This window comes from Dactylosporangium sp. NPDC006015, assembly GCF_040614215.1.
Taxonomy (GTDB): Bacteria; Actinomycetota; Actinomycetes; order Mycobacteriales; family Micromonosporaceae; genus Dactylosporangium; species Dactylosporangium maewongense.
This window is the reverse complement of sequence record NZ_JBEXUD010000008.1, coordinates 155104-179639: the sequence shown is the minus strand read 5'-3', so window position 1 is coordinate 179639 and position 24536 is coordinate 155104. Positions and strand designations below refer to the sequence as shown.

The 24536-nt window shown below is 72.8% G+C and carries 22 protein-coding genes; 12 read left to right on the top strand and 10 right to left on the bottom strand.

Annotated features, from left to right (window positions below; all coding sequences use genetic code 11):
- Nucleotides 1-516 precede the first annotated feature (516 nt).
- Nucleotides 517-819 (bottom strand): DUF1905 domain-containing protein, encoded by a 303-nt coding sequence (locus tag ABZ321_RS16585; RefSeq protein WP_354891773.1) that lies wholly within the window; start codon nt 817-819, stop codon nt 517-519.
- Between the two features lie 106 nt (nt 820-925).
- Here ABZ321_RS16585 and ABZ321_RS16580 point away from each other — a divergent pair, with 106 nt between their 5' ends.
- Nucleotides 926-1750: a metalloregulator ArsR/SmtB family transcription factor gene (locus tag ABZ321_RS16580; RefSeq protein ID WP_354891771.1), complete on the top strand. Its 825-nt coding sequence runs from the start codon at nt 926-928 to the stop codon at nt 1748-1750.
- Nucleotides 1747-2334 (top strand): dihydrofolate reductase family protein, encoded by a 588-nt coding sequence (locus ABZ321_RS16575; RefSeq protein ID WP_344509705.1) that lies wholly within the window; start codon nt 1747-1749, stop codon nt 2332-2334. Before ABZ321_RS16580 ends, ABZ321_RS16575 begins: the two co-directional genes overlap by 4 nt.
- Nucleotides 2335-2580: 246 nt before the next feature.
- Here ABZ321_RS16575 and ABZ321_RS16570 read toward each other — a convergent pair whose 3' ends face one another.
- Nucleotides 2581-3258, bottom strand: coding sequence for a hypothetical protein (locus ABZ321_RS16570; RefSeq protein WP_354891768.1), 678 nt, complete (start codon nt 3256-3258; stop codon nt 2581-2583).
- Nucleotides 3259-3442: 184 nt separating this feature from the next.
- Nucleotides 3443-5539 carry an MMPL family transporter gene (locus ABZ321_RS16565; RefSeq protein WP_354891765.1) on the bottom strand — a complete coding sequence of 699 codons (2097 nt, stop codon included), beginning with the start codon at nt 5537-5539 and terminating at the stop codon, nt 3443-3445.
- A gap of 135 nt (nt 5540-5674) precedes the next feature.
- Here ABZ321_RS16565 and ABZ321_RS16560 point away from each other — a divergent pair, with 135 nt between their 5' ends.
- Complete coding sequence (locus ABZ321_RS16560; protein WP_354891762.1) at nt 5675-7930, top strand: glycoside hydrolase family 3 N-terminal domain-containing protein; 2256 nt, start codon at nt 5675-5677, stop codon at nt 7928-7930.
- Nucleotides 7931-8010: 80 nt separating this feature from the next.
- On the opposite strand, the gene ABZ321_RS16555 is transcribed toward ABZ321_RS16560, so the two are convergent.
- Both ABZ321_RS16555 and ABZ321_RS16550 read right to left on the bottom strand, forming a co-directional pair.
- Complete coding sequence (locus ABZ321_RS16555) at nt 8011-8670, bottom strand: DUF6518 family protein (RefSeq protein WP_344509697.1); 660 nt, start codon at nt 8668-8670, stop codon at nt 8011-8013.
- A 7-nt stretch (nt 8671-8677) separates the two neighbouring features.
- The gene (locus tag ABZ321_RS16550; RefSeq protein ID WP_344509695.1) at nt 8678-9298 is read right to left on the bottom strand and encodes a helix-turn-helix domain-containing protein; all 621 of its coding nucleotides are present in this window, start codon (nt 9296-9298) and stop codon (nt 8678-8680) included.
- A gap of 50 nt (nt 9299-9348) precedes the next feature.
- On the opposite strand from ABZ321_RS16550, the gene ABZ321_RS16545 reads away from it, so the two are divergent.
- Together ABZ321_RS16545 and ABZ321_RS16540 are read left to right on the top strand one after the other, a co-directional pair.
- Nucleotides 9349-10296, top strand: coding sequence for an NADP-dependent oxidoreductase (locus ABZ321_RS16545; RefSeq protein WP_354891757.1), 948 nt, complete (start codon nt 9349-9351; stop codon nt 10294-10296).
- Nucleotides 10297-10453: 157 nt separating this feature from the next.
- The gene (locus ABZ321_RS16540) at nt 10454-10984 is read left to right on the top strand and encodes an N-acetyltransferase (protein WP_354891754.1); all 531 of its coding nucleotides are present in this window, start codon (nt 10454-10456) and stop codon (nt 10982-10984) included.
- A gap of 69 nt (nt 10985-11053) precedes the next feature.
- Here the strand turns inward: ABZ321_RS16540 and ABZ321_RS16535 are convergent, their stop codons facing one another.
- A complete protein-coding gene (locus tag ABZ321_RS16535) occupies nt 11054-12250 on the bottom strand; it encodes a SpoIIE family protein phosphatase (RefSeq protein WP_344509689.1) in 1197 nt (398 codons plus the stop codon).
- A gap of 68 nt (nt 12251-12318) precedes the next feature.
- Here ABZ321_RS16535 and ABZ321_RS16530 point away from each other — a divergent pair, with 68 nt between their 5' ends.
- Nucleotides 12319-12462 (top strand): hypothetical protein, encoded by a 144-nt coding sequence (locus tag ABZ321_RS16530; protein WP_354891750.1) that lies wholly within the window; start codon nt 12319-12321, stop codon nt 12460-12462.
- Between the two features lie 40 nt (nt 12463-12502).
- Here ABZ321_RS16530 and ABZ321_RS16525 read toward each other — a convergent pair whose 3' ends face one another.
- Together ABZ321_RS16525 and ABZ321_RS16520 are read right to left on the bottom strand one after the other, a co-directional pair.
- The gene (locus ABZ321_RS16525; RefSeq protein WP_354891748.1) at nt 12503-14215 is read right to left on the bottom strand and encodes an MOSC and FAD-binding oxidoreductase domain-containing protein; all 1713 of its coding nucleotides are present in this window, start codon (nt 14213-14215) and stop codon (nt 12503-12505) included.
- Nucleotides 14216-14325: 110 nt separating this feature from the next.
- Nucleotides 14326-15141, bottom strand: a complete 816-nt coding sequence (locus tag ABZ321_RS16520) for a DUF4142 domain-containing protein (RefSeq protein ID WP_354891745.1) — start codon at nt 15139-15141, stop codon at nt 14326-14328.
- A 261-nt stretch (nt 15142-15402) separates the two neighbouring features.
- Here ABZ321_RS16520 and ABZ321_RS16515 point away from each other — a divergent pair, with 261 nt between their 5' ends.
- Both ABZ321_RS16515 and ABZ321_RS16510 read left to right on the top strand, forming a co-directional pair.
- Nucleotides 15403-18186 carry a ricin-type beta-trefoil lectin domain protein gene (locus tag ABZ321_RS16515; protein ID WP_354891742.1) on the top strand — a complete coding sequence of 928 codons (2784 nt, stop codon included), beginning with the start codon at nt 15403-15405 and terminating at the stop codon, nt 18184-18186.
- Between the two features lie 128 nt (nt 18187-18314).
- On the top strand, nt 18315-18749 hold the full coding sequence (locus ABZ321_RS16510; RefSeq protein WP_344509680.1) for a PLDc N-terminal domain-containing protein: 435 nt from the start codon (nt 18315-18317) through the stop codon (nt 18747-18749).
- A gap of 2 nt (nt 18750-18751) precedes the next feature.
- Here the strand turns inward: ABZ321_RS16510 and ABZ321_RS16505 are convergent, their stop codons facing one another.
- Nucleotides 18752-19639, bottom strand: a complete 888-nt coding sequence (locus ABZ321_RS16505; RefSeq protein ID WP_344509678.1) for a polyphosphate kinase 2 family protein — start codon at nt 19637-19639, stop codon at nt 18752-18754.
- A 112-nt stretch (nt 19640-19751) separates the two neighbouring features.
- Between ABZ321_RS16505 and ABZ321_RS16500 the strand changes: the two genes are divergently transcribed.
- Both ABZ321_RS16500 and ABZ321_RS16495 read left to right on the top strand, forming a co-directional pair.
- Entirely contained in the window at nt 19752-20339 is a 588-nt protein-coding gene (locus ABZ321_RS16500) for a hypothetical protein (protein WP_354891737.1), read from the top strand.
- Between the two features lie 70 nt (nt 20340-20409).
- On the top strand, nt 20410-21222 hold the full coding sequence (locus ABZ321_RS16495; RefSeq protein ID WP_354891734.1) for an OmpA family protein: 813 nt from the start codon (nt 20410-20412) through the stop codon (nt 21220-21222).
- A 322-nt stretch (nt 21223-21544) separates the two neighbouring features.
- Here the strand turns inward: ABZ321_RS16495 and ABZ321_RS16490 are convergent, their stop codons facing one another.
- Nucleotides 21545-22036: a hypothetical protein gene (locus tag ABZ321_RS16490; RefSeq protein ID WP_354891731.1), complete on the bottom strand. Its 492-nt coding sequence runs from the start codon at nt 22034-22036 to the stop codon at nt 21545-21547.
- A 111-nt stretch (nt 22037-22147) separates the two neighbouring features.
- Here ABZ321_RS16490 and ABZ321_RS16485 point away from each other — a divergent pair, with 111 nt between their 5' ends.
- Together ABZ321_RS16485 and ABZ321_RS16480 are read left to right on the top strand one after the other, a co-directional pair.
- Nucleotides 22148-23062: a GH25 family lysozyme gene (locus tag ABZ321_RS16485; RefSeq protein WP_344509668.1), complete on the top strand. Its 915-nt coding sequence runs from the start codon at nt 22148-22150 to the stop codon at nt 23060-23062.
- A gap of 61 nt (nt 23063-23123) precedes the next feature.
- On the top strand, nt 23124-24494 hold the full coding sequence (locus ABZ321_RS16480; protein ID WP_354891728.1) for a squalene monooxygenase: 1371 nt from the start codon (nt 23124-23126) through the stop codon (nt 24492-24494).
- The last annotated feature ends 42 nt before the right edge of the window (nt 24495-24536 follow it).

The window sequence follows — 24536 nt, the reverse complement described above, 5'->3', positions numbered from 1 at the left end:
GTCGGCGGCTACCGCGCCCTGAAAGCCAGCGCGGCCGCAACGCCGGCGGGGGCCGAACAGACCCCGGCGGCCGCCGGAAACGCCTGCAAGCTGCGCACTGTCTCGTCGGTCGCCACCGCCCCGCCGGGCCGGGCGGTGCCGGGCCGGGCGGTGCCGGGCCGGGCGGTGCCGGGCCGGGCGGTGCCGGTGCTTTGTCGACAACGGCTCGGCCGGGTCTCCACGTACCGTGGCAGGCGCGGCTCGTCCGAGGGCCTGGAGTTCGACGGCATCATCGTCGTCGCTTCGCGCGCTCGATCACCTCACCGCCGACCGAGGGCTCCGCGCTCACCGCACTGAACGCGCCGCCTCCGTGATGTGACCCCGCAGGTCCGCGTCGACGGCGACCGGGCTCAGGCCGGCCGAAGCTAAGCCGAAGCTAATCGGACCGCCACCCGGAGCGCAGAGGCTCGGTCGTGCACCGCACGAGGACGGCGGCGCGGCGCAGAACGAGGGGCAGCTACGCCCGGCTCCAGCAGGTCAGACATCGAGGAGCTCCACGGTCACCGCGGCCGTGTCGCCGACGTCGAGGGACTCGGCCTTGCGGACCGGGCCCTTGACCGGCAGGACGTAGGGGCCGCCGCCGCTGCCCGGGAAGATCGACGTCTTCCAGGTCGTGCCGCCGATGCTCACCCGCACCCGCAGCGACCCGAAGCCCCGCTTCACCGAACCGGTCAGGTCACGGATGTCCTCCGACTCGTCGACCGGCAGCGTCACGAACACCCACGTGTCCATGCGCCGGGCGTCCCATGCCCACAACTGCGCCTCGAACTCCACCTTCACGCCCTCACCCTCGCACAGGGGTACGACAAAAACTCCCATCGCCCGCCCGAGGATCGATCAAGTTATTCCTTGACAGGAATATTCTCTGTGGAGCATACTTTGCGGCATGGAAGCACTCCTTGCCGCGCTCGCGGACCCGGCGCGCTGGCGGCTGATCAGCCTGCTGGCTGAGCGCCCCCGGTCCGTCGGGGTCCTCGCCCAGCTCACCGGGGCGCGGCAGCCACAGACCACGAAGCACCTGCAGACGCTCGAGCGGGCGGGCATCGTGACCTCGCTGCGGTCCGGGCAGCGCCGCATGTACGCGTTGCTGAGCACCCCGCTGCGCGACCTGGCGGTCGTGCTGGGCGGCCTCGCCGACGCCGCGGATCTCGTCAGCGGCGTCGACTCACTGTTCGAGCGTCACGTGCGCAGCGTGCTCGCCGAGCGGGACGCCGCGGGCGCGTCCGGGTGGGCGGACGGGCGCGCATTCCGGTTCACCCGGGCCCTGCGCGGCGGCCCCGACCTCGTCTGGAGCCACCTGACCGACCCGGAGCTGCTCAGCGACTGGTTGGCACCCGACGGCCTGCGGGTCTCCGGCCTCGTCATCGAGGCGCGGCTGGGCGGGCGGCTCGTCCTGGAATACCGCGACGCCGAGGACACCGACGGCACCGACACGGTCGTGGGCCGCGCCGAGGGCGTCGTGGAGGACGTGCGTCCGGGCGAGCGCCTTTCCTACCGGCTGTCCCCGCTGCTGCCCGACGGTGGGGTCGCGTTCACCTCGCACGTCGACATGGACTTACGACCGTCCGAGACCGGCACCGACCTCGACGTCCACTACCGCATCACCGGCAGCACCGTCGACTCAGCCGACTTCATCGCCGGCATCGAGCTCGGCTATGGCCAGAGCCTCGACAAACTCACCACCGCCATCGACACGAGGAGCACCGAATGACCCGCCGGATCGTCACCAACATGAGCCTGTCCCTCGACGGCCGCTACGCCGCGCCCGACAACCCCATCGACATGCGCTGGGTGATGCCGTATGCGATCACCGACGTTGCCCGTGACCACCTGACGAAGCTGTGGGAGCCGGCGACGACGGCGCTCCTCGGCCGGGTCAACGCGGAGGGCTTCCTCGGCTTCTGGCCCACGGTCATCGACATGGAGGGCGCCGACCCGCGCGACGAGGGCTTCGCGAAGTGGCTCGTCGACGCCGACAAGGTCGTGCTGTCCTCGACGCTGCGCGAGGCTCCCTGGGAGCGCACCACGGTCGTCGACAAGCCCACCGCCGAGGTGGCCGCGGACCTGAAGGCCACCGACGGCGGCGACATCCTCGTGCTGTCCAGCGCCAGCGTCATCAAGGCCCTCCTCGCCGCCGACCTGGTCGACCGCCTGGCGCTCACCATCTTCCCGGTGTTCCTCGGCGGCGGTCCGCGCCTGTTCGACGACGGCCTCCCTGCCGGTCAGTGGTCCCTGACCAGCCAGGCGGCGGGCGAACACGGCACCCTCGCCCTCGTCTACGACCGGGCCCGCTGACCGACGCCCGCCCCACCAAGGCCCACCACGCGGCGCCTGGGCAACCCGCGGCGGGCAGCACCGGCCACCGTGAGCTTCCCCCGCGCGAGTGGGCAGGCCAGCCAGGGCAGGCCAGCGCGAGTGGGCAAGCCAGCGCGAGTGGGCAAGCCAGCCAGGGCAGGCCAGCGCGAGTGGGCAAGCCAGCGCGAGCAGCCCAGCGCGAGCGAGCCGGGGCAAGCCAGGGCGAGCAAGCCAGGGCAGGCCAGGCTACGCGTGGCAGGAGACGCGGGCGATGAGCGTGTCGTCCGGCAGTGTGTCGAGGTAGGCGGTCATCGCGGCGACGTGGGTGTCCCAGCCGCGGTCCGCGGTGTGCTGGGTGAGCCACTGCCCGTCGAGGGTCAGGTACGCGTGGGTGGTGAAGGCCTGGGTCGAGGCGCGGGCGATGAAGGCGGCGCGGTCATCGCCGAAGTGCGTGACCGGGTCGGCCAGCAGGACCGAGAAGGTGAAGTACCGGTGACGCTGCGTCACAGCAGCCTGGGCCACCTCCTGGATCGCCGGTTGGAGCATGAACTCGGACTGTTCGGTGAAGTGGGTGCGGGGCAGTGCCGGCGGGTGGGTGCGGACGACCTTCGCCCACGCGTCCCAGGCGCCGGATGCCTCGCGGCCCGCGGCGGCGCGCATCTCGTCGAAGTCGACGAGGCGTTTGGGGGCGGCGGCGACGACACCCACGGGTGCGAGGCGGACGACCGCCGGGTCGCGTCGCCGCCAGCGGCGCAGCGGCAGGGCGTCGCTCGACGGGAGCGTCCACGAGTCCCAGCCGGCGGCCGGGTCGAACGGGTCGTGGGCGTAGTCGTTCAGGTCGTACGGGGCGAGCGCCGCCGACAGTGCGGGTGCGAAGGGGGCGCCGCCGAGGGCGGGCAGGAAGACGGTCGTGACGTACCTCACGGCAGCGGATCATACGGATCTACCCCTGACGGGTTTGGGGCTCACCCGTCAGGGGTACATCGATCCCTGCACAAAAGGAGGGAGCACGGATGCTGTCGCACGACGAACGCGATTACGACGACGACCTCTGGATGACTGAGGAAGAGCCTGTCAGCGGTCCGTACCGGGACGGGCGCCCCATCCTCTAGACGGCCACTCGCTCTTTCTCGAGTGAGGGTCTGGTGGTCCGGCCGAGGGCGCTGGGCCACCACATGCGTTCGCCGACGTCGAGGTTCAGTGCGGTGACGAGCACGGACCGCACGACGATCGTGTCGAGGAGCACTCCGAACGCCACCGCGAAGCCGATCTCGGCGAAGGCGGTCAGCGGCAGCGTGGCCAGGACGGCGAACGTGCCGGCGAGGACCAGGCCGGCCGAGGTGATGACGCCCCCGGTGGCCGAGAGCCCGATCAGCGCCGCACGGCGGGTGCCGTGCTTGACAGCCTCCTCCCGGACGCGGGTCATCAGGAAGATGTTGTAGTCGATCCCGAGCGCGACCAGGAACACGAAGACGAACAGCGGGAGCGACGAGTCCGCGCCGCCGAAGCCGAAGACGTGTTTGAAGACCAGCGCGCTGACGCCGAGGGCGGCGCCGAACGACAGCACGACGGTCGCCATGAGGATGACCGGGGCGAGCACCGAGCGCAGCAGCAGGATCAGGATGAGCAGCACCACCGCGAGGACGATCGGGATGATCAGGTTGCGGTCGTGCGTGGCGGCGCGCTGCACGTCGAGGTTGACGGCGGTGGTGCCGCCGACCTTCGCCTCGGCACCGGGGACGGCGTGGACCGCGGCACGGACCCGGTCCACGGTGTCGTAGGCCGCCTGGCTGTCGGCCTGGTCGACGAGGTTGCCGGTCACGTACGCGTAGGAGCCCTTGACAGCCGGCTCGCTGACCGAGGCGGGGTCGATACCGGGTACATCCGAGAACGCCGCCCTGGTCGCCGCGGCGGCACCCGCGGTGCTGATGACGACGACAGGGCTGCCCGCGGCGCCGGCGCTGTGCCGGGCCAGGACCTCCTCGCCGACGATCGAGTCCTGGGTGCCGCGGAACGACTCCTTGTTGGTGAGCCCGGTGGCGTCCAGCTGCACGACGCCGATCGTGGCGACGGCCAGTACCAGCGCGGTCACGATCCAGACGCCGCGCGGGCGGCGGGCGATGCGGTCGCCGACGCGGGCCCACAGGCCGGTCGCGGTCGGTTCGACTGAGCCGGCCTTCGGGCGCAGCGGCCAGAAGATCCACCGGCCGCAGATCGTGAGGAGCACGGGCAGCAGGGTCAGCATGACGGCGAGGCCGACCGCGATGCCTATCGCGGCGACCGGGCCGAGGCCGCTGGTCGAGTTGGTCTCGGCGAAGAACAGGCACAGCATGCCGAGCACGACCGTGGCGGCGCTGGCGATGATCGCCGGTCCGGAGCGGTGCAGCGCCTCCGCCATCGCCTCGTGGCGGTCCTCGTGGCGGCGCAGCTCTTCGCGGTACCGCGCGATCAGCAGCAACGCGTAGTCGGTGCCGGCGCCGAAGACCAGGACGGTGAGGATGCCGGCACTCTGCGCGTTCACGACCAGGTCGGCGTGCTTGGCGAGCAGGTAGATGACGGCCTGGGCGGCGACGAGCGCCACGCCGGAGGAGATCACCGGCAGGAGCCACAGCAGCGGGCTGCGGTACGTGATGAGCAGGATGACCACCACGACGGCGATCGTGCCGAGCAGCAGGCTGCTGTCGATGCCCTCGAACGCGGCGCTGGAGTCGGCGGCGTTGCCGGCGGGGCCGGTGACGTGCACGGTCAGCCCGTCGGCGCCCTGCTTGGCGGTGTCTCGCAGCTGGTCGACCAGCGTGCCGGCCTTCGACCAGCCGTCGGCCCCGAGGTTGAGCGGCACGATGATCTGGGCCGCCTGCCCGTCCTTGGTCGGGATCGGTCCGGTGACGGTGCCGTCGAGCGAAGGGACCCGGCCGAACGCCGCCGCATCGGCGGCCATCTTGGCCCGGTCACCGTCGGTGAGGCCGGAGTCACGCTCATACACCACGATCGCCGGGACCGTGTCCGGCGAGGCGAAGCTCGACTGCACGTCGATGACCTGCACGGACTCGGCTCCGCCGGGCAGCCAGGACTTGGCGTCGTTGCGCTCGACATCGGTCAGCTTGCCGGCGAGCGGGCCGGCGAAGGCCGCGACGGCCAGCCAGAAAATCACGAAGACGTACTTGATCCGGCGGCCCGCGACGGCGCCGGCGACAGACTTCCCCATGCGTCGATGCTTGCATAGGTAGCCGCGCTACGCATTGTGACCCAGGACACGCTCTGTAATGCCCCGAGCCTGGGGGTTCTCCAGAGAGCGCTCTCCCGCGTATCGTTCTGTGCGGACCAGCGTGAAAGGAACTCCGTGCCAGCCCCTCTGCCCTACCTCGACCCTTCCCTCGCCGTCGCCGAGCGCGTCGCCGACCTGCTCGCCCGCATGACGCTGCCCGAGAAGGTAGGGCAGATGCTGCAGCTCAACGCGCGTGACGGCGTCCGCCACCTCGTCGAGGACATGCACACCGGCTCGATCCTGCACGCCTCCCCGGAGCGCGTCCTGGAGGCGACAGCGCTCGTGGAGAAGACCCGCCTGCGCATCCCGCTGCTGGTCGCCGAGGACTGCATCCACGGCCACTCGTTCTGGAGCGGCGCCACGATCTTCCCGACCCAGCTCGGCATGGCCGCGTCCTGGGACCCTGAGCTCGTGGAGCGGGTCGCCCGCGTGACCGCCGTGGAGGTCGCCGCCACCGGCATCCACTGGACCTTCTCCCCCGTCCTGTGCATCGCCCGCGACCTGCGGTGGGGCCGGGTCAGCGAGACGTTCGGCGAGGACCCGTTCCTCATCGGCGAGTTCGCCTCCGCGATGGTCCGCGGCTACCAGGGCGACGGCCTGGCCGACCCGACCGCGATCCTGGCCACCGCGAAGCACTTCGCCGGCTACTCCGAGACGCAGGGCGGCCGCGACGCCAGCGAGGCCGACCTGTCGCCGCGCAAGCTGCGCTCGTGGTTCCTGCCGCCGTTCGAGCGGGTCGCCCGGGAGGGCTGCCGCACGTTCATGCTCGGCTACCAGTCGATGGACGGCGTGCCGATCACCGTCAACAGCTGGCTGCTCGACGACGTCCTGCGCGGCGAGTGGGGCTACACCGGCACCCTCGTCACCGACTGGGACAACGTCGGCCGGATGGTGTGGGAGCAGCGGGTCCACGTCGACTACGCCTCCGCTTCGGCCGCCGCCGTCAAGGCCGGCAACGACATGGTGATGACCACGCCGGGCTTCTTCGAGGGCGCCCAGGACGCGGTCACCAAGGGCATGCTCGACGAGTCGGACATCGACCAGGCCGTGCGCCGGATCCTGACGCTGAAGTTCGAGCTCGGCCTGTTCGAGCAGCCGCGCCACCCCGACCCGGACCGGCAGGCGGCGGTGATCGGGTGCGGCCCGCACGCCGCGGTCAACCTGGAGATCGCCCGCCGCAGCCTGGTGCTGCTGCGCAACGACGGCACCCTGCCGATGGCGGGCTCGGGGAAGACCGTCGCCGTGGTCGGACCCAACGCCGACGACCAGCACGCGCAGCTCGGCGACTGGGCCGGCGCGTCCGGGCAGACCGAGTGGCTGCCCGACGGCCACCCGCGCGAGCTGACCCAGACCGTGCTCGACGGCGTGCGCGCCGCCGTGCCCGAGGGCTGGACCGTCACCACCGCGCGCGGCGCCGACATCCTCACCGTCGGCCCGGACCCGGAGGGCGAGTTCTTCCCCGACGGCCAGCCCCGCCCGCACGTCGTGCACCCGTGCACGCCCGACCCGGCCATGATCGCCGAGGCGGTCGCGCTCGCCGAGACGGCCGACTACGTGGTCGCGGTCGTCGGCGACCACATCGAGCTCGTCGGCGAGGGCAAGTCGACCGCCACCCTGGAGCTCATCGGCGGGCAGGTCGCCCTGCTCGACGCGCTCGCCGCCACCGGCACGCCGCTGATCGTGGTCCTCATGAGCTCGAAGCCGCTCGTGCTGCCGTCGTCGGCGCTCAACGCGGCCGCGATCATCTTCGCGGCCAACCCGGGCATGCGCGGCGGCCAGGCGATCGGGGAGCTGCTGCTCGGCGGCATCGAGCCGACCGGCCGCCTGCCGATCTCCTTCGCCCAGCACTCTGGGCAGCAGCCGACGTACTACAACCAGGTCCGCGGCCAGCACGGCAGCCGCTACGCCGACCTGTCGCAGCGCCCGGCGTTCGCGTTCGGGCAGGGCCTGAGCTACACCACCGTCGACTACACCGACCTGCGCATCGAGCAGACCGAGGTGACCGCCGCCGACACGCTGCGTGCCACCGTGACCCTCCACAACACCGGCACCCGCCCGTCGCTGGAGACGGTGCAGGTCTACGTCAGCGACACCATCACGTCGGCGACCTGGGCGGACAAGGAGCTGAAGGCCTACACCCAGGTGCACGTGGCCCCGGGCGAGCGGCGTGACGTGACCGTCGAGCTGCCGGTCGCCTCCTGCACGTTCGTCAACGCGGCAGGTGTACGCGTGGTCGAGCCGGGCGCCTTCGAGCTGCTGGTCGGGACGTCGTCGAGGGACGAGGACCTGCTCCGCGCCGACTTCAACGTCAGCGCGTCGGTGCGTGGCTGAGCCCCACGTCCGCCCGGCCTGATCCGGGAGACTTCCTGCCGCTCTGACGACAAGAAGTCTTCCGGATCACGAGGCAGGGGTCAGAAGCCGGCGACCTGGACGGACTCGACGGCGTCCCAGGCGGCGGCCGCGGCAGTACAGGCGACGACGGCGACAACGGCGAACCTCGGCCATGCCCGGGGGCCCCGGCGGCGGCCGAACATCCACACCGTGACCGCGACGCCGGCGAAGGCCTGCGCGAAGCCTTCGGCCAGGGCCATCCCGCCGAAGTCGCCGGTGACGAAGTGATCGGCGACGATCTGGATGCCGGCGCCCGCGAGAAGGCCGCAGGCCAGCCCGGCGGCGGTCGCGGCCACCGGGGGCCGGTCGGACCGCAGCAGGTGGGCGAGCGCGCCGAGCACGGCCCCGCCCACGACGGACAGCAGCAGCCAGTACGCCATCGCCGTCAGCACCGGCAGGAGGCCCTGCGCGCGCCAGCGGTCCGAGGCCAGGTTCAGGGCGTAGTAGCCGACCGTCGCCGTGGCCAGGACGACGACCGCCGCGGCGACGGCGGTGCGCATCGACCGGGCCGGGAAGGCCGCGACGAACGCGGCGTACCCCCACGCGAACCCGGTGCTGGCCGTCAGCTGCAGCACCGTCCGCAGGTCGCCGTCGAGCAGGTCCGCGGCGAACGAGGCGAACCCGAGCACGCCACCCACCGCCGACGCCCATCCGACGGCCGCGCCCCACCGCTCCCCCATGGAGCCATTATCGGGACAGCGGCAACCTGACGGGTGGCGGCAGCGGCGCCGCGACCGGGTCCGCCTGGAACGACTGGAGCATCAGGGCCGCGAACCGGCGCGACGCCGCGAGCCGCAGCTCGGGCGCGGCGGCCCGGATGCCCTCGTTCGCCATCAGGGCGAGGCTGACGTCCTCGAGGACGAAGTCCCGGCGCAGCCGGCCCGCAGCCTTCGCCCGCGCGACGAGGTCCAGCAGCAGCCGCAGGGTGCGGTCGCGGTCGGCGGCGAGGCCGGCCGACGCGGGCAGCGCCGACATGAACGCCCGGGCGAAGTCGCGGTCGAGCGCGTGCAACTCCATGAGCCGCTCGATCACGTGGCAGAAGCCGCGCCACGGGTCGGCCGCCGCCAGCCCTTCCGCCACGACCGCGGAGCACATCGTCATCTGCTCCGCGAACGCCTCGGTCAGCAGCGCCTCTTTCGTCTGGAAGTGCCGGTAGACCGTGGCGGGCCCGACCTCGGCGCGCCGGGCGATCTCGCGGATCGGCACGTCGGGCCCGTCGGCGGCGAACGCGAGGCGGGCGACGGCGAGGATGCGGCCCCGGTTGTCGCGGGCGTCCGACCGCAGCCGGGCTTTCACTTGTACCGTCACCGCTCTCACTTTAACGAAACGGACGGGGTGGTCCGTTACCGTCGGGCGGCATGCGAGCAGTGCAGTTCACCCAGTACGGGCCGCCCCACGTCGTCCACGTCACCGAGGTCGAGGCGCCACACGCGGGGCCAGGCGAGGTCCGGATCGCCGTGCGGGCCTCCGGGGTCTCGCCCGGGGAGGTGACCATCCGCTCCGGGCGCTGGCGGGACGTGGTGCCGACGACGTTCCCGTACCGGACCGGCTTCGACGCGGCGGGCGTGGTCGACGAGGTCGGGGCCGGCGTCACCGGCGTGCGGGCCGGCGACGAGGTCTTCGGCATGGTGAGCATGACGACCCGCGGCGCCAACGCCGACCACGCCGTCCTGACCGCCTGGGCGCCGAAGCCGGCCGCGTGGAGCTGGGAGGAGGCGGGCGGCGCGGCGGGCAGCGCCGAGACGGCGGTGCGGGTCCTGGACCGGCTCGCGGTCGGCGCCGGCCACACGCTCCTCGTGCAGGGCGCGGCGGGCGCGGTCGGCACCGTCGCCGTCCAGCTCGCCGCCGCCCGCGGCGCCACCGTCATCGGCACCGCGAGTGCGCACAACCACGACTTCCTGCGCACCCTCGGCGCCGAGCCGGTGACGTACGGCCCGGGCCTGCCCGACCGGGTCCGGACCCTGGCGCCCGGCGGTGTGGACGCGGTGTTCGACTGCGCCGGCGGGGCGCTGCCCGACCTCATCGCCATCGCCGGGGACCCGGCCCGCGTGGTCACGATCGCCGACTTCACCGCGGCGGCCCACGGCGTCCACCTGTCGCACGGCGCCCCGGCGGACGCCACCGACGACGCCGTCGGCACCGCCGATCCCCTGGCCGTGCACGCGCTGCCGATCGCGGTCCTGGCCGCCGCCGAAGGCCGCCTGCGGGTGCCGGTCGCGGCGGCGTTCCCGCTCGCCGAGGTCGCGGCCGCCCACGAGCTGAGCGAGACCCGCCACGCCCGCGGCAAGATCGTCCTGGTCCACTGAAAACCGGCTGGCCGCCCCGTGGGGCGGCTGGTTAGGCTCCGCCGCATGTCTGCACCAGTGCGAGCCGTCGTGCTCATCAAGACCCTGCCGGGCCGGCACGACGAGACCAACCGGGCGTTCCGTGCCGGGCCGGCCGAGGTGCTGCTGCTGGCGTCCTGTGGCTGAGCCGAGCACCCGGCCCGCGGTCGTCGACGACGCGTTCGTCACGGCGGCGCACGGGATCCTCGCCGGGCTCGTCGCCGACGGAGCGGCGCTCGGGTGGGTCGAGCCGCCGGACGTGGACGAGGTGGCGGAGCTGCTCGGGCACGTAGCCGCGGCGGTGGCGGACGGGGACGGGGCGCTGCGGGCCGCGTACGACGGCGGGCGGCTCGTCGGGCTCGGCTACTGGCTGCGGTACGCCCGGCCGACCCACCGCCCGCACGCCGACCTGGAGAAACTCGCGGTCGCGGCGGACGTCCACGGGCGGGGCGTCGGGCGGGCACTGACCGCGGCCCTCATCGAGGACGCCCGCCGGGCCGGGATCGAGGTGTTGACGCTCGACGCCCGCGGCGACAACGACGGTGCGCTGCATCTCTACCGGTCGCTGGGCTTCCAGGTGTACGGGCGGCTGCCGCGCTTCGTCGCGGTCGGCGACCGCCGCTACGACAAGGTCCTGCTCATGCTGGACCTGCGGGCGGCGCCCCGGTGAGCGACCGCACGGCGCCGCTCACGCCGGACCTGAGCGCGGCGCCCGGCGTGAGCGGTCGCACGGCGCCGCTCACGCCGGGCGTGCGGCCGGGGTCCAGGTGAGCACGAGGGCGGTCGCGTCGTCCTGCAGCTGGCCGTCCTGGCGGTCGAGCAGGGTCCGCACCAGCCGGCGCATCGTCTCCGCGGGGTGGAGCTGGTCGGCGAGGGCCTTGGTGACGCTCTCGACGAGGCGCTCGACGCCGAACTGCTCGCCGGCCGCGGTGCGCGCCTCGACCACACCGTCGGTGTAGAGCAGCAGCGCGTCGCCCGGCTCCAGGCGCTCCTCGGCGACGACCGGCGCCGGGTCGCCGAGGTAGCCGAGGCCGAGTGGCAGGGCGGTCGGCCCGGCCAGGGTCCGCACCAGCCGCCCGTCGCGCAGGAGCAGTTCCTCGGGGTGCCCGGCGCTGATCCTGCGATAGTCGCCGGTGGTGATGTCGAGCTCGCCGAGGACCGCGGTGACGTAGTCCGCCGGATACTGGGCATGCACCCACTTGTCCACCGACCGGTAGGTGTCGGCGAGGTCGAGCCCGCAGCGGCGGGCGTTGCGGTATGCGCTGATCGCCAGGGACGTCAGCGCGCTCGCCGCGATCCCGTGCCCGACCGCGTCGAAGACGGCGACGTGCAGCACCTCGTCGTTGATGGCGTAGTCGAAGGCGTCGCCGCCGACGTCATAGCAGGGCTCCAGGATCGCCGCGACCGCCGCGCTCGTGGTGGCGAACGTCAGCGGCGGCAGCTGGTTCCAGATGATCTCGGCGGCCAGCTGCATCGGCAGGCGCCGCCGGGTGCGCTCCAGGGCGTCGCCGTAGGTCCTGCGGGTCGCGACGATGCCGGCGAACGCGGCCGCGATGACCCGCAGCTCCTGGACGTCGACGTCGGTGTCCGGCCCCAGGTGGGCGGCGAGGACCCCGAGCCGGTCCGCGCCGCTGACGACGGGCACCCAGATCCGCTCGTCGGCGGCCGGGCCGGCACCGTCCGGGGCACGCACCGGCTCCCCGCCGGTGTACGCACGGCCGGCGAGCGTGCCGTCGATGCGCACCGGCTCACCGGGGGCGCTCCGCCCGCGCGGCAGCGGCAGGAGCTCCAGCTGCCCGTAGTCGACCAGATACAGCTCGACGTCCAGCGCGCCGAGCGCCACCGCGACCCGCGACGCTACCGCCGGCAGGTCCTCGGGCCGGGCATGGTGCAGCGCGTCGACCAGGTCGTGCACCGCCTGCATCGTCCGCGTCACCCTGTCCACCCCGGTCCTGTTGTGCCCACCCGATGGTGCTGCAGCATCGCCGAAACACCAAACGCGGCGTGACCGGCCACCTCTTCGCCGCCGAGCAGCACGCCGCCGCGGAGTGGAGCCGGCTCGACGCCCCGCGGCGCCGGCTCGACATCGCGTTCGCCGCCGCGACCCGGGTCGGCACCGTCTCGGCGGGACGTCGACGGACCCCCTGACGTGAGGCCGGTCACCACCCGGCGCCCGGCCTTCGCCCGTTCAGATGTCGAGGACCACGTCGGTCAGCGGGCGGGCGCAGCAGATGAGCACGATGCCGCCGGCGGGCGGGTCAACGGGCTCCGGATTCGAGGCGAAATCGCCGGACAGCAGGCCGGTCTCGCACGTGTGGCAGACGCCGGTCCGGCAGGACCAGCGGACCGGGACGCGGCAGGTCTCGGCGAGGTCCAGCAGGGTGCCGTCGCTGCCGGTCCAGCCCGCGGTGACGCCGCTGCGCGCGAACGTGACGGATGGGCCGGGCCCCGGGCGTGACCGGGGCGGTCCGGCCACGGATGTGCGTACACCTGGCGTCACCGCTGCAAGAGCGGTGAACTGCTCCCGGTGGATGTCGGCGACGCCGGCGGCGGTCAGGGCGGTCGTGACGTCGTCCATGAACCCGGCCGGCCCGCAGACGTAGGCGACCGCCGACGGCGGCAGGTCCAGCCCGCGCAGGACGGTCGCGTCGAGGCGGCCTTCCCGCGCGCCGCCGAGCAGGTCCTGCGGGCGGGGGCGGCTGTAGCAGATCACCTCGCGCGCCGACGGCAGCGCGCCGAGCAGCGCGTGGGCCTCGGCGGCGAACGCGTGGGCGGCGCCGTCCCGGCTGCCGTGCAGCCACCAGACGGGGCGGTCGGCGCGGCGGGCGGCGAGGTCGTGGAGCATGGCGAGCAGCGGGGTGGCGCCGATCCCCGCGGAGACGAGCAGCACCGGACGGTCCGACCGGTCGAGGGTGAACGTGCCGCGGGGTGCGGCGGTGTCGACGGTGGCACCGGCCCGCGCGTGGTCGCGGAGGTAGCGGCCGCCGGCGCCGTCGGGCTCGAGTTTCACGCTGACGCGGTACGAGGGTCTGCCCGGCTCCCCGGACAGCGAGTAGCTGCGCACCAGGCCGGGCGCCAGGCGCAGGGTGAGGAACTGGCCGGCTTCCGCGGCGGGCAGCGGGCTCCCGTCGGGCGCCTCCAGCCGCAGCGACAGGACGTCGGCGGTCTCGCGCTCAACGCCGGCGAGCCGCAGCGGGCGGAACCCGGGCCAGGCCGGCGGCGGCGCGACCGCGGCGAGGCCCGCGTTGCCTTCGCCGCCGGGCTGGTCGAGCAGGGCGCGCAGGGAGTCCTTCCAGCCGGGGCTGAGCGCCTCGATCCGCAGTGCCCGGGCGGCGGTGGCCCGGTCGTGGCCGGGCAGGTAGAGCAGCGCGTCGGCCGCCGCGACGGTGATGCTCTCCGGGCCGTCGGCGACCTTCACGATGTCGTCGCCGGCGCGGACCTCGCCCTCGGCGATGACCCGCAGGTAGAAGCCGGGGCGGTGATGCGCGACGAGCAGGGCCGGCAGCTGGGGCTCGCCGAGGCGCAGCCCGACCCGATAGCAGGTGACCCGCGGCTGGGTCACCTCGACGACGGCGCTCCCGACGCGGAACCTGTCCCCCACGCACACCCCGTCGTCGGGCAGTCCGTCGACGGTGAAGTTCTCGCCGAAGATGCCGGGCGTCAGGTCGTCGCGCCGGAGGTGTTCGCTCCAGTACCGGTATGAGGCGAGCTGGTAGACCAGGACGGCCCGCTGCTCGCCGCCGTGGCCCGCGAGGTCGCCCTGGCCGTCGCCGTCGAGGTTGAGCCGGCGCAGCATGACGGGCCCGTCGACCGGCGCCTTCCAGACGCCGGTGTGCACGGTCCTGCCCTGCCACTCGACGTCCTTGGGCAGGCCGACGTTCACCGACACCAGCGTCGCCACGGGACCGACGCTAGCGGCCCCACCGCCCGGCGACACCTCCCAAGGGGGTGACGCTCAGCCTCGACCCCTCAGCCTCGACCGCTCAGCCTCGACCGCTCAGCCTCGACCGCTCAGCCCGCCGACGCGGGAAGCACCGGCCCTCCGGGCACCGCCGGCCCGACCGGCACCGCGGACCCGGCAGGCACCGTAGGCCCAACGGGCACGGTCGGCACCACGGGCACCGTAGGAATTACCGGCATTGTTGGATTTACGGGGACCGTCGGCACAGCGGGCACGGTCGGCACCGCGGGAACAGTCGGCACCGCCGGAACAGACGGCACAACGGGCACGGTGGGCACGGCCGGGACGGACGGCACGGCGGGAACCGTCGGCGCCGGGGTCGCGGACGTCGCGGCGCAGTCCAGGTCGGTGAGGGCGTCGGCGATCGCCTTCCGGTGGTCGCGCACGGTCGGCAGCATCGTGCCGGCCAGCGAGCGCAGCTCCGGGTTGGTGCCGGTCTGGGCCTCCCGCTCGAACACGCCGACCGCCGCGACGTGGTCGAAGTACTCCACCATCGCGTACGTGCAGTCCAGCGCCGGCCCGGTCATCGACGAGAGCGCGGCGAACACGACCCGCTGCTCCGCGTCGAGCTGCTCAGGCACGGTCAGGCCCAGGCCGACCGCGAGGCCGCGCAGCGAGTTGCCGACCGCGGTGTGGTCGACGATCATCCGGCTGCCGAACGCCCGGATCGTCGCGTCCTGGGCGTTGATGCTGGCGTGCCGGCCGGCCGCGATCTCGAACGCGCCGCCGCGCCCCGCTGCCGTGGCGAACGCGCGGTCCTGCTCGGAAACGGCCGGCGGGGCCGCGAACGCGGAGGAGGTGGCGCCGGCGCCGGCGAGCGCGGTGCCGACCGCGAGGGACAGGGCGGCGCGAAGACGGAACCGCATGGCGCGACCTCCGGATCTTGAGGGGTTGTCACTGCCTACGGTTTCCAGCGCTCCCGGGCCGCTAACGCGGGCTTCGGGTGCAAAACGGTCGCCTTCTGTAGCGAGGCCACAAACTTTTGCTGAGAACGTCGAAAGGTATGGACATGTCGATGGGAACTGCCTAATCTTCCGGCGAGGTGGTCCAGTCGTCGGCGTCGATAGGCCCGCCTGCTTCGCGTCCCGACCGCCATCGAGACGCTTCCAACCCCCTCAGGAGGAAGCATGGTGCGCAGGTTCCTCACCGCCGCCACTGTCGCCGCTACCGTTGCCGCCATCGGAGTCTGGGCCGCGCCCGCCAGCGCGATCCCCGCGCAGGAGCCCGGGGTGACCCTGCGCGTCTACGACGTGCAGACCCCGCTCAGCGCCCTCTGCACCCTCAAGACCGGCCAGACCCCCAACGTCGACAAGCTGATGCCGACGATCAACTGGACCACCCCGGCCGACTTCGGATTCGACAACCTCTTCGTCTCGCAGGTCATCGCCAACGTCAACATCGCCACCGCCGGCAGCTACACGTTCCGGCTCAGCAGCGACGACGGCTCGCGCCTGGCGATCGACGGCGCCACCGTCATCAACCACGACGGCCTGCACGGCGCGACGCCGCCGAAGGAGGGCACCGTCACCCTCACCACCGGCTACCACGCGCTGCGCATCGACCACTTCGAGCGCGACGGCGGGCAGCAGATCACCCTCGAGTGGAAGACGCCCGGCTCGTCGGCGTTCGTGCTCGTGCCCAACTCGGTGCTCAGCACCGACGCCGGCGTCGTGCGGGTGACTGCGCCCGGCCGCAAGGAGTGCGAGGGCGCCGGCGACTCCCCCGGCGACGGCCTGCCGCTGACCTCGGTGCACCCCGGGTTCACGCTGACGAACCTGCGCCCGAGCGGCTTCGAGCCGAAGGTCACCGGCATGGACTGGCTGCCGGACGGGCGCCTCGTCATCTGCACCTGGGGCGGCAACGACCAGTCCGGCACGTCGCAGGCCGGCGAGGTCTGGATCCTCGGCAACACCGGCGGCGCGACCAGCCCGGGCAACGTCACCAGGAAGAAGATCGCCGGCAACCTGAAGGAGCCGATGGGGCTCAAGGTCGTCGACGGCATCGTGTACGTCAGCGAGAAGGGCAAGCTGACCGCGCTCGTCGACACCACGGGCGACGAGGTCGCCGACCAGTACAACACCGTCGCCACCTGGCCGTTCAGCGGCGCGTTCCACGAGTTCGCGTTCGGCCTGCTGTACCGCGACGGCTACTTCTACCTGAGCCTGTCGGTGCCGATCGACTACGGCGGCGCGAGCACCGTCCCGCAGCCCGTGGCCAACCGTGGCACGTCCATCAAGGTGAACAAGGCGACCGGCGCCGTGGAGTACGTCGCCGGCGGCCTGCGCACGCCGCACGGCATCGGCTGGGGCCCGGAGAACGGCCTGTTCGTCACCGACAACCAGGGCGGCTGGCTGCCCTCGTCGAAGCTGGTTCAGATCAAGCCCGGCCGCTTCTTCAACCACTACAACACCCCCGCCGGCCCGTTCGACTACAACGCCGTCACGCCGCCGGTGCTGTACATGCCGCAGAACGAGATCGCGAACTCGCCGAGCACCCCGATCGTCATGCCCACCGGCGTGTACGCGGGCCAGCTGCTCATCGGTGACGTCACGTACGGCGGCCTGCAGCGCGCGTACCTGGAGAAGGTCAACGGCGAGTACCAGGGCGCGCTCTTCCGCATGACGCAGGGCCTGGAGGCCGGCATCTCCGAGGTGAACATCGGCCCCGACGGCGCGATCTACCTCGGCGGGCTCGGCGCCGGAGGCAACTGGGGCCAGTCCGGCAAGCTCCTCTTCGGCCTGCAGAAGCTGACCCCGAACGGCACCGCCGTGTTCGACATGCTCGCGATGCGGGCCACCGCCGCCGGGTTCGAGATCGAGTACACCCAGCCGCTGTCGGCGGCGACCGCGACGGATCTCGTCTCGAAGTACAAGTTCGAGCAGTGGCGGTACGAGCCGACCGCCGCCTACGGCGGCCCGAAGGTCGACGAGGAGAACCTGACCGTCACCGCCGCGACCCTGTCCGCGGACGGCAAGAAGGTCTCGCTGACCGTGTCGGGGCGCAAGCCGGGCCGGGTCGTGCACATGCGGTCGCCGCGGCCGTTCAGCTCGAGCAGCGGGCTGTCGCTGTGGAACACCGAGGCGTGGTACACGCTGAACTCCATCCCGGGCGGCGCCACCGTCGCCAACCTGGCGCTGAACGCGGCCGCGACCGCGGACAGCTCCTGCATCGCGGCGGAGAGCCCGGCGAAGGCCGTCAACGGCACCGTCTCCGGCGGCACCGCCGACAAGTGGTGCTCCAACAGCGCGAACAAGTGGCTGCAGGTCGACCTCGGCGCCGCCAAGTCGGTCGGCCAGATCGTCGTCCGGCACGCCGGCGCGGGCCGGGAGAACGTCGCGAACAGCAGCAACTTCAACCTGCTGACCAGCACCGACGGCACCACGTGGACGACCCGCGCGACCGTCACCGGCAACACGGCGAACATCACGACGCACAACTTCGCCGCGGTCTCCGCCCGGTACGTGCGGTTCACCACCACCGACGCCTACGCCCGCGTGTACGAGCTGGAGGTGTACTCGCAGACCGGCACGACGGCCGGCCCGATCACGGGTATCGCCGGCAAGTGCCTGGACATCGACAACGCCGGCACCACCGACGGCACGAAGATCCAGCTGTGGACGTGCAACGGCACCGCCGCGCAGCGCTGGAGCCGGGTCGGCAACACGTACCAGGCGCTCGGCAAGTGCCTCGACGTCGACAACGCCGGCACCGCCAACGGCACCAAGGTCCAGCTGTGGACCTGTAACGGCACCGGCTCCCAGGTCTGGATGCCGCAGGCGAACGGCTCGATCCTGAACCCGCAGTCCGGCAAGGTCCTCGACGCCCTCGGCGGCGCCTCCGCCGACGGCACCCAGATCCACATCTGGGAATACGCGAACGTCGCCAGCCAGCGATGGGTGGTCGCGGCCTGATCGCGCAGGGGGCCGCGGTCTCGCCGCGGCCCCCGTTCACCCTCCGAGGGCGATGGACTCTCCCCCCGATCGGCTCACGCTGAAGGGGACCGGGACTCACCCGGGTGAGAGGCCTTCGGAGGTAGGCAATGGACGTCTCGTTCGGCGAAGTCGTGCTGTCGACCCTGTGGTTCATGCTCGTGTTCGCCTGGATCTGGCTGATGGTCAGCATCATCACCGATCTCTTCCGGGATCCGACCGTGTCCGGCTGGGGCAAGGCGGCCTGGACGGTGTTCCTGATCGTGCTGCCGTGGATCGGCGCACTGACCTACCTGATCGCCCGGGGTCGGTCGATGAACGAGCGGGCCGTGCAGCGCGCACAGCAGCACGAGGCCCAGTTCCGGCAGTACGTGCGTGAGGCCGCTGCTGAGACTCCCACGACACCACGGGTCGCCTCCAGCGCCGACGAGCTCGCGAAGCTCGCCGACCTGCGGCAGCGCGGCGTGCTGACCGACCGCGAGTACGAGCGGGCCAAGGCGTCGCTGCTCGGCTCCAACGGCGCCGCCGCACGCCAGACGGCCTGATCTCATCCCTCTTCCAACGCGCCGCGGACTTCCTGGAGTTCGCGGCGCGCCTGCGTGTCCAGGACCGGGTACTGCGGGTTGATCCCGTCCAGCGCGTTGACGATGACCGCCGCGGCGGCGATGCGGGAGAACCACTTGTGGTCGGCCGGGATCACGTGCCACGGCGCGTGCTCGGTGCTGGTGTGGGTCAGCATGTCGGCGTAGGCCTGCTGGTACCGGCGCCAGAACCCGCGCTCGTGGAGGTCGGCGGCGGAGAACTTCCAGTTCTTCTCGGGGCGGTCGATGCGGGCGAGCAGCCGCTTGCGCTGCTCCTCCTTGGACACGTTGAGGAACAGCTTCACGATCTGGAAGCCGTTGTCGGTGAGGTGCCGCTCGAAGTTGTTGATGGCCTGGAACCGGCGCCGCCACACCGAGCCGTTGCGGGCCCGCGGCGGCAGCCGCTGGCGGTCGAGCAGCTCGGGGTGCACCCGCACCACGAGGACCTCCTCGTAGTGCGACCGGTTGAAGATGGCGATCTCGCCGCGGGCCGGGAGGCGGGTCGCGTACCGCCACAGGAAGTCGTGGTCGAGCTCCTCCGCGGACGGCACCTTGAAGCTGTGCACCCGCACGCCCTGCGGATTGACGCCGCTCATCACGTGCCGGATCGTGCCGTCCTTGCCGGCCGCGTCGAGCGCCTGCAGCACCACGAGCAGCCCGTTGGTGTGCTGCGCGGCGAGCCGCGACTGGAAGTCGGCGAGCATGGCCACGCCGCGCTGCAACAGTTCGGTCCCGGCCGCCTTGTCGATGAGGTCGCCGGTGTACCCGGGATCGAAGTCCTTCGGCAGGCGCACCTTCGAGCCGGGACGGACCCGCAGCGGGGCGATGAGTTCGGCGATGCGGTCGTGCGGCATGGTGCTCACCTCTCGTCAGAGCGCCGTTCGTACCCATGGCCGAGCCCGCCAACCGCCGGGCGGCGCCGATCGCCCGCGCGCCTCACCCGGGAAGTGGCATAGTGTCGTCTCCGTGCAACGGGGACTCGCACCGCTCGCGCTCGCCGTCCTGCTGGCCGCGGCGGGCTGCTCGGCATCGGGCACCGCCGACTCGGCAAGCCAGGTGACGCCGTCGGCCCCCCGGCCGGCCCAGAGCCGGTTCGTCGCCGCCTGCGCCGCCCCGGTCTCCTCCGCCGCTGCCGCCCCGTCCTCGTCCGCCGTCCCGTCTGCTGTCCCTTCCGCTTCGGCCTCCCTGGATCCCGAGGAGCAGTTCCGGCTCAACGACCAGGCCAACAACGCGTTCCGGCAGCGCCGCGCGCTGCCTCCGCAGTACATGGCGGCGCTGCAACCGTGCGTGGAGCAGGTCAAGGCGGGACTGGCCCGGCTGCGCGCCGAGGGCCGCTTCGACGGTCCGTCGATCGAGGGAGTGCTGACCGGCGCCGGCCTGGCCGAGGTGGAGAGCCATAAGCCCGGCCGGCTGGACGCCAACGCCGGCGGTGGGCTGCTGTTCTGCGGCAACTCCGGCCTCGGGTACGTCTTCGGCGAGCACGGCCCGCCCCGCACCACCGTCGACGCGGGCGGCGGCATCGCCGACGGTGGATGCCTCCCGGCACCCGACTGAGTGACGCGCGGGGTGTCGGCTACCCGCAGGTGACGAGCGTCGCCCCTCCCGGCTGCCTACGCTCCGCGCCATGAGACCTGCCCGGCGTCACACCGCCGCCGCCATGCTCCTGCCGGCCACCGCCGCCGGCGTGCTGCTGCTCGCCGGCGCGCTGCTCGCCGGCTGCGACTCCGGCGGCACACCGGCCGCGAGCCCCACCACCGGCACGGCCGCACCCGCGTCCACCGAGGACACCGCGTCCTCCGGCGCCGAGGACCCGCCCGCGTCGCTGCCGCCGGGCGCCCAGCCGGGCCTCGACGACTACGACGGCGACGGCCAGAAGGACCCGACCTGCGCGACCCAGGACTTCGGCGCCGGCCTCGTCCTGCGCATCCCGTGCCAGATCGGCAACGCCCACGACCCGGAGAACGACACCCGTCTCGTGAAGGACTCCCTGTACCGCCTGCCCGGCCCCGACGTCGACCTCACCGGCGTCTCCGGCTCGATCCTGGAGGCCCGCACCCCCGAAGGCGTCCACGTCTACATCGTCACCTTCAACAGCGACGCCCTCTTCGCGACCGGCAGCGCCGACATCGGCAGCACCAACACCCTCGACAACACCATCAAGGTCATCAACAAGCTCTACCCGAACGGCACGATCCAGGTCCGCGGCCACACCGACGCCACCGGCTCAGCCTCAGCCAACCAGACCCTCTCCCAGCGCCGCGCCGAGACGGTCCGCGCGTACCTCACCAGCCACGGCGTCACGGCCACGTCGGTCACCTCCGCCGGCCTCGGCAGCACCCAGCCCCTCGTCGAGGAGAAGAACACCGACGGCTCCGCGAGCACGGCCGGCCGTGCCTTCAACCGCCGCGTCGAGCTCGTCATCCGCCTCCCGAAGTAGCCCGGACCGCCCGCTTCAGTTCCAGCCGGGCGCGAACCGTCGCATCACCGCGTTGCGCGTCAGGTCGGGGTGCTCCGCGACCAGGCGCGCGTACGCGGTGTCCACGAACCCGGTGCACCTCGACGCCATCCACCGTGAACTCGACGTGGACCAGGAAGAGCCTGTACCGCAGGTCGGTGTCCGTGAGCGACGCGGCATCACGGCCACCGGCCCGCTCCCACGTCACGGACCCCGGCGACGCCGGCCCGGGAACCTCGAAGTACATGCTGATCATGAAAGCTCCACGTCTGGACGACCGCGATGGTGCGCGGCATCTTGCCGGTCAGACCTGCGCGTGCGCCAGTTCCTCGGCCAGCATGGCGAGGAGGCTCTGGGAGAAGGCGCTGTCGAGGTCTGGGGTGACGAGGGTGACGAGGGCCAGCCCGGCGGTGACCAGCGTGGCCCGGTACGGATCAAGATCAAACCGGTATTCGCCGCTGCGGTCGTACGGGTCACCTTGCAGCTCGACCGGGACGGCCGGCACCGTCGCCGGCTGGTAGACCACCTGGAACGGGCCCTCGACACCGTCCATCAGCGTGTAGCCCTCGTCGTCCCAGCGATCCAGCATGTCCTTGTCCCGGGCCGCCAGCAGGTAGCCGGCGCGAAACGGCATCGCCTCGCGGGGGACGGGCCACGGCACGAACGCGTCCTCCCGATGGCCCTCCACCGCGACCAGCATCTCGGGCCACCGGGCGTGCTGACGCTGCAGCATCGCCCAGACGCCCGTCTCGACGCGACCGCCCGCCACGAACAGCGAGTCGTGCCCGGTGATCATTGCCCGTACCAGCCAGTTGTCACTCCGACTCAATAGCACATCGCGGCGTGGCGGGGCGGGCGTGGATCGGCGCGGCGGGCCGGGTGGGCGGGGGCGGGGCACACTGGAGCGGTGACGAAGGCTCCGGGGACGGTGTGGCGTCTGACCCGTGCGACCGTCGCGGGCCTCGTGCCGGCGTCGCGGCGCCTGTGGCGGGCCGCGGCCGGGTTCACCCGGCGGCACCCGCGGGGCGTGGCGGCCTGGTCGCTGCTGGTGACCGCGCCGGTGTGGGCGGTCGCATCGGCGCCGCTACTGCCGCTCCCGCCGGCGGACCCGCCCGTGCTGGCGGCGGTCGCGGCGATCCAGGCGGAGCGGCCGGTGGGGTACCCGGTCGGCGGGATCGACATCTCCAGCCACGACCACCGGCAGTTCGGCATCCACTGGCCGACCGAGGTCGCGGCCGGCAGCGCGTTCGTGTACATCAAGGCGACCGAGGGCAGCACGTACGTCAACCCGCACTTCGCGGCGGACTACACGGCGGCGCGGCGGGCCGGGCGGTACGTCGGCGCCTACGTGTACGCGCGGCCGGACCGGGGTGACCCCGTCGGGCAGGCCGAGCACTTCCTGCGGCACGCCCGGTTCACCCGCGACGCGCGGACGCTGGTGCCGTTCGTCGACCTGGAGTGGCCGTACGCGGGAGTGCGCACCGACGCCTGCTACGGGCTCACGCCGGCGCAGATGCGGGCCTGGATCCACGCGTTCGTCGACCGGATCGAACGGGGCGTCGGCCGCAAGCCGATGATCTACACGAACACCAACTGGTGGAACCCGTGCACGGGTAACGACGCGTCGTTCGGCGACCATCCGCTGGACATCGCCGGGTACACCGCGAAGCCGCCGAAACTGCCCGCCGGCTGGACGACGTTCGCGCTGTGGCAGTACCGGCCAGGGGACCCGGACGAGCGGCACAGCCATGACCGTGACGTCGTCAACGGCGAGCCCTCGGCGCTGCGGGCCCTCGCCTGGCCGCCCCCGCCGGGAGCCTGAGCGCCGCAGACCGCAACCACGGAGACGACATCGACCGTGTGTGATCCATAGGCTGCTGGGTGTGACAGGGGACACGACGGCGGTCGTCATCGGGGCCAGCATCGGCGGGCTGCTCGCCGCGCGGGTGCTCCGCGAGCACTTCGGCCGGGTCGTGGTGCTCGACCGCGACACGCTCGGCGCGGCGCCGGCGCACCGCCGCTGCGTGCCGCAGGACCATCAGCTGCACGTCCTGCTGGCCCGCGGGCGCACCGCGCTGGAGGAGCTGTTTCCCGGGCTGTCCGCGCAGCTGCGCGACGCCGGGGCGCCGATGGTCGACCTGCACGGGCAGGTCCACTGGTACAACGACGGATACCTGATGCGGCGGGCGCCTTCGGACCTGGTCGCCGCCGGGGTCGGCCGGCCGCTGCTGGAGCACACCATCCGCGAGCGGGTCCTCGCGCTGCCCGGCGTGCGGCTGGTGGCGCGGACCGACGTGACCGGCCTGGTGCTGTCCGCCGACGGCAGCGCCGTGACCGGGGTCCACCTGAGCACCGGCGGCACGCTGGCCGCGGACCTCGTCGTCGATGCCGGCGGCCGGGCGTCGCGCGGGCCGCTGTGGCTGTCGGCGGCCGGCTTCCCGGTGCCGGCCGAGGAGCGGGTGCAGGTCGACGTCACGTACGTGACGCGGCGGTACGAGTACCAGCCCGAGCACCTCGACGGGATGTCCGGGGTGCTGACCAACGCGGTGCCCGGCGCGCCGCGGTCCGGCATCGCCGCGACGCAGGAGGACGGGCTCGTCGCCGTCGCGCTCAACGGCATGCTCGGCGAGCGCCCGCCGACCGACGACGCCGGGATGGCCGCGTTCGCCGACAGCCTCGCCGCGCCGCACCTGGCGACGATCATCCGGTGCGCGGTGCCGGCCGGCGATCCGGTGACGATGCGCTATCCGGCCAGCGTCCGGCGCCGGTACGAGCGGCTGCGGCGCTTCCCGGAGGGCTACCTCGTCGTCGCCGACGCGCTGTGCAGCTTCAACCCGATCTACGGCCAGGGCATGACGGTCGCGGCGCTGGAGGCGCTCCTGCTGCGGCGCCTGCTCAACGCGTCCGGCGGCCGCACCGCCGGGCTCGCGCGGCGGTTCTTCCGGCAGGCCGCCCGCATCGTCGACGGACCGTGGTCGATCGCGGTCGGCACCGACCTGCGCTTCGCCGAGGTGCCGGGGCGGCGGACGCTCAAGGTCCGGTTCGTCAACGCGTTCGTGCACCGGCTGCACCGGGCGGCGACCCGCGACGCGAACCTCGGTGCCGCGTTCCTGCGGGTGCTCAACCTCGTCGCGCCGCCGACGTCGCTGCTCACCCCCGGCACGATCCTGCGGGTGGTGTTCGGCGCCCGCGGCACGATCAGCCGGCCACGCACCCCGGCACCGGTCCCGGCGGAGCCCGCCGTCCGCACCTGACGTCCATCGGGTGCCGGTCCTCACGACCCCTGCAGTCGTTGC

Excerpts from the sequence above, each read along its gene's own strand:
- ABZ321_RS16555 (WP_344509697.1), bottom strand. The coding sequence starts at position 8,670 with ATGGGGGAGCGGTGGGGCGCGGCCGTCGGATGGGCGTCGGCGGTGGGT.
- ABZ321_RS16580 (WP_354891771.1), top strand. The coding sequence starts at position 926 with ATGGAAGCACTCCTTGCCGCGCTCGCGGACCCGGCGCGCTGGCGGCTG.
- ABZ321_RS16490 (WP_354891731.1), bottom strand. The coding sequence starts at position 22,036 with ATGATCACCGGGCACGACTCGCTGTTCGTGGCGGGCGGTCGCGTCGAG.
- ABZ321_RS16505 (WP_344509678.1), bottom strand. The coding sequence starts at position 19,639 with ATGCCGCACGACCGCATCGCCGAACTCATCGCCCCGCTGCGGGTCCGT.
- ABZ321_RS16515 (WP_354891742.1), top strand. The coding sequence starts at position 15,403 with ATGGTGCGCAGGTTCCTCACCGCCGCCACTGTCGCCGCTACCGTTGCC.
- ABZ321_RS16520 (WP_354891745.1), bottom strand. The coding sequence starts at position 15,141 with ATGCGGTTCCGTCTTCGCGCCGCCCTGTCCCTCGCGGTCGGCACCGCG.
- ABZ321_RS16575 (WP_344509705.1), top strand. The coding sequence starts at position 1,747 with ATGACCCGCCGGATCGTCACCAACATGAGCCTGTCCCTCGACGGCCGC.
- ABZ321_RS16565 (WP_354891765.1), bottom strand. The coding sequence starts at position 5,539 with ATGGGGAAGTCTGTCGCCGGCGCCGTCGCGGGCCGCCGGATCAAGTAC.
- ABZ321_RS16495 (WP_354891734.1), top strand. The coding sequence starts at position 20,410 with ATGAGACCTGCCCGGCGTCACACCGCCGCCGCCATGCTCCTGCCGGCC.
- ABZ321_RS16510 (WP_344509680.1), top strand. The coding sequence starts at position 18,315 with ATGGACGTCTCGTTCGGCGAAGTCGTGCTGTCGACCCTGTGGTTCATG.
- ABZ321_RS16545 (WP_354891757.1), top strand. The coding sequence starts at position 9,349 with ATGCGAGCAGTGCAGTTCACCCAGTACGGGCCGCCCCACGTCGTCCAC.